Source organism: Streptomyces sp. NPDC127084 (assembly GCF_042724175.1).
GTDB lineage: Bacteria > Actinomycetota > Actinomycetes > Streptomycetales > Streptomycetaceae > Streptomyces.
The window spans coordinates 6,811-10,481 of record NZ_JBHXFA010000173.1; the positions used below are offsets into that span (position 1 = coordinate 6,811).

3 protein-coding genes are annotated in these 3,671 nt (G+C 70.1%); all 3 read right to left on the minus strand.

Annotated elements, in window-relative coordinates; translation table 11 throughout:
- Positions 1-144: 144 nt before the first annotated feature.
- Positions 145-2,547 carry an ATP-binding cassette domain-containing protein gene (locus tag ACFWI9_RS28910; RefSeq protein ID WP_387166517.1) on the minus strand — a complete coding sequence of 801 codons (2,403 nt, stop codon included), beginning with the start codon at positions 2,545-2,547 and terminating at the stop codon, positions 145-147.
- A 77-nt stretch (positions 2,548-2,624) separates the two neighbouring features.
- Positions 2,625-3,035: a VOC family protein gene (locus tag ACFWI9_RS28915; protein ID WP_387166520.1), complete on the minus strand. Its 411-nt coding sequence runs from the start codon at positions 3,033-3,035 to the stop codon at positions 2,625-2,627.
- Positions 3,036-3,045: 10 nt separating this feature from the next.
- Complete coding sequence (locus tag ACFWI9_RS28920; RefSeq protein WP_387166523.1) at positions 3,046-3,531, minus strand: helix-turn-helix transcriptional regulator; 486 nt, start codon at positions 3,529-3,531, stop codon at positions 3,046-3,048.
- Positions 3,532-3,671 lie beyond the last annotated feature (140 nt).

Here is a 3,671-nt window from a genome sequence, read left to right on the forward strand (position 1 = left end):
CCCGGGCGGTCTGGGGGCTGTGACTCCAAACCCACCCCCCCCTCTAACTAACTCTCCGCCCCCCGCGCGCGCCCCGGGGCGGGGGCCCCCCCCCCCGCCCCCGGGGCAGCCTGTCGCTGAGGACGGCGGGCCGTGAGAACCGGCCTACGCGTCCACGTAGTCCGCGAGGTGCTCACCCGTCAGCGTGGAGCGGGCGGCGACCAGGTCGGCCGGAGTGCCCTCGAAGACGATCCGGCCGCCGTCGTGGCCCGCGCCGGGGCCCAGGTCGATGATCCAGTCGGCGTGGGCCATGACCGCCTGGTGGTGCTCGATGACGATCACCGACTTGCCCGAGTCGACCAGCCGGTCGAGCAGGGCGAGCAGTTGCTCGACATCGGCGAGGTGCAGACCGGTGGTCGGTTCGTCGAGGACGTAGACACCGCCCTTGTCGGCCATGTGCGTGGCCAGCTTCAGCCGCTGCCGCTCGCCGCCGGACAGCGTCGTCAGCGGCTGGCCCAGGCTGAGGTAGCCGAGCCCGACGTCCACAAGCCGTTCGAGGATCTTGTGCGCGGCGGGGGTACGCGCCTCACCGGCGCCGAAGAACCGCTCGGCGTCCGTCACCGACATCGCGAGCACCTCGCTGATGTCACGGCCGCCGAGGTGGTACTCCAGCACCGAGGGCTGGAACCGCTTCCCCTCGCAGTCCTCGCAGGTGGTGGCCACCCCGGCCATCATCGCCAGGTCGGTGTAGATCACCCCGGCGCCGTTGCAGGTCGGGCAGGCTCCCTCCGAATTGGCGCTGAACAGCGCCGGCTTCACCCCGTTGGCCTTGGCGAACGCCTTGCGGATCGGCTCCAGCAGACCGGTGTACGTCGCCGGGTTGCTGCGCCGTGACCCCCGGATCGGGGTCTGGTCGACCGCCACCACGCTCTCGTCCCCGACCTCCTTGGGCATCGAGCCGTGCACCAGCGAGCTCTTGCCCGAGCCCGCGACACCCGTGAGCACGGTCAGCACCCCGAGCGGGATGTCGACATCGACGCTCTGGAGGTTGTTCGCCGTCGCGCCGCGGATCTCCAGCGCCCCGGTGGGCTTGCGCACCTCCTCCTTGAGAGCGGCCCGGTCGTCGAGATGGCGCCCGGTGATGGTGTCCCCGGCCCGCAGCCCCGCCACGCTGCCCTCGAAGCAGACGGTGCCACCCGCCGTACCGGCGCCGGGGCCGAGGTCCACCACATGGTCGGCGATCGCGATCACCTCGGGCTTGTGCTCCACGACGAGCACCGTGTTGCCCTTGTCCCGCAGCCGCAGCAGCAGGTTGTTCATCCGCTGGATGTCATGCGGGTGCAGACCCGTGGTCGGCTCGTCGAAAACGTAGGTGACGTCGGTCAGCGAGGAACCGAGGTGGCGGATCATCTTGACGCGCTGCGCCTCGCCGCCCGACAGCGTGCCCGATGACCGGTCCAGGGACAGATAGCCGAGGCCGATCTCCACGAACGAGTCGAGCGTCCCGCGTAGTGCGGTGAGCAGCGGTGCGACCGAGGGTTCCGTGAGACCGCGTACCCACTCGGCCAGATCCCTGATCTCCATCGCGCAGGCGTCCGCGATGCTGATCCCGGCGACCTTGGACGAGCGGGCGCCCTCGGTGAGCCGGGTGCCCTCGCAGTCAGGGCAGGTGGTGAAGGTGACGGCCCGCTCCACGAACGCCCGGATGTGCGGCTGCATCGCCTCCTTGTCCTTGGACAGGAACGACTTCTGGATCTTCGGGATCAGTCCCTCGTAGGTGAGGTTGACGCCGTTGACCTTGACCTTGGTCGGCTCTCGGTAGAGGAAGTCGTGCATCTCCTTCTTGGTGAAGCTGCGGATCGGCTTGTTCGGGTCGAGGAAGCCCGACTCGGCGTAGATCCCGACCGTCCACACGTTGTCCGACTTCCAGCCGGGAATGGTGAACGCGCCTTCGGCGATCGACTTGGAGTCGTCGTAGAGCTGCGTGAGGTCGATGTCGGAGACCTTGCCCCGGCCCTCGCAGCGGGTGCACATACCGCCGGTGCGGTTGAAAGTCGCCTTCTCCGCCTTGGTCTTCGCGCCGCGCTCCACGGTGATCGCCCCACTGGCCCGGACCGAGGCGACGTTGAAGGAGTAGGCACTGGGCGGGCCGATGTGCGGGTCGCCCAGCCGGCTGAAGAGGATCCGCAGCATCGCGTTGACGTCGGTGACGGTGCCGACAGTGGAGCGCGGGTCGGCTCCCAGCCGCTGCTGGTCGACGGTGATCGCGGTGGTCAGCCCGTCGAGTACGTCGACCTCGGGCCGCGCCAGCGTCGGCATGAAGCCCTGCACGAACGCGCTGTACGTCTCGTTGATCAGCCGCTGCGACTCCGCGGCGATCGTGTCGAACACCAGCGAGCTCTTGCCCGAACCGGAGACCCCCGTGAACACCGTCAGACGGCGCTTCGGGATCTCGATGCTGACGTCCTTCAGGTTGTTCTCACGTGCGCCGTGCACGCGGATCATGTCGTGGCTGTCGGCAGCGTGCGGGGCGTCCACCGCGGAGGCACTGGCTATGGCCTTGCTCATCGTGTCTGTCACTCCATCTGTGCAGCGGTGCGGTCCGGCCTGTCCGGCGGTACGGCTCGCGTGTCCGGCGGTGCGGTTCAGCGCAGCTCCTGGATGCGGACCATGTTGCCCGCGGGGTCGCGCACGGCACAGTCCCGGATGCCGTACGGCTGCTCGATCGGCTCCTGCACGATCTCGGCATCGCCGGCTGCCAGCCGGGCGAAGGTGCCGTCGAGGTCGGCGGTGGCCAGCAGGATGGCGGCGTAGGTGCCCTTGGCCATCATCTCGGTGATGGTGCGGCGTTCGTCGTCGGTGACACCCGGGTCGGCGGCCGGAGGCGCCAGGACGATGGAGGTGCCGGGCTGGTCGGCGGGGCCGACGGTGATCCAGCGCATCCCACCGAAACCGACGTCCTTGCGGACCTCGAAGCCGAGCAGGTCGCGGTAGAAGCCCAGCGCGGCGTCCGCGTCGTCGTGGGGGAGGAAGCTCGCGTGAATGGTGATGTCCATGGATCTCACGCTAGGCGCGGGGCCGGGGAGCGCGCTTCTCGATTCCTGACCGGTCTCTGACCGGCCTGGTGACCTGCTTCGCCACACAGGGCGGGATACCCGCCACCCCTTCGACGCCCGCCGCCACCTCCACGTCTGCCATCCGTTCCGTGTCCGCCGTGCCTACGCTGCCCGCCGCCCCTGCGCTGCCCGCTGTCCCTCGCGCCGCGAGCGCGGCTTCGCGCCGGTAGGCGCTGGGCGGTACGCCGACCAGTTCGGTGAAACGGCTGCTGAAGGTGCCCAGGGACGAGCAGCCGACCGCGAAGCAGACCTCGGTGACGCTGAGGTCGCCGCGGCGCAGCAGCGCCATCGCCCGTTCGATACGCCGCGTCATGAGGTAGCTGTACGGGGACTCGCCGTACGCGAGCCGGAACTGGCGGCTGAGGTGCCCGGCCGACATGTTCACACCACGCGCCAGCGCCTCGACATCCAGCGGCTGCGCGTACTCCCGATCCATCCGGTCGCGTACCTGGCGGGGGGGCGGGCCCGGGGCGCGGCCCGGCGGCGCGCGGGGGGGGGGGGGTGGGTCCCCGGGGGGGGGGGGCGAGTGGGTATACCTAGGGGGGGGGGGGGGTGTGGGAGCCCCCACAACCCACA

Coding starts and splice junctions, on each gene's coding strand:
- ACFWI9_RS28920 (WP_387166523.1), bottom strand. CDS start 3,531: ATGGATCGGGAGTACGCGCAGCCGCTGGATGTCGAGGCGCTGGCGCGT.
- ACFWI9_RS28910 (WP_387166517.1), bottom strand. CDS start 2,547: ATGAGCAAGGCCATAGCCAGTGCCTCCGCGGTGGACGCCCCGCACGCT.
- ACFWI9_RS28915 (WP_387166520.1), bottom strand. CDS start 3,035: ATGGACATCACCATTCACGCGAGCTTCCTCCCCCACGACGACGCGGAC.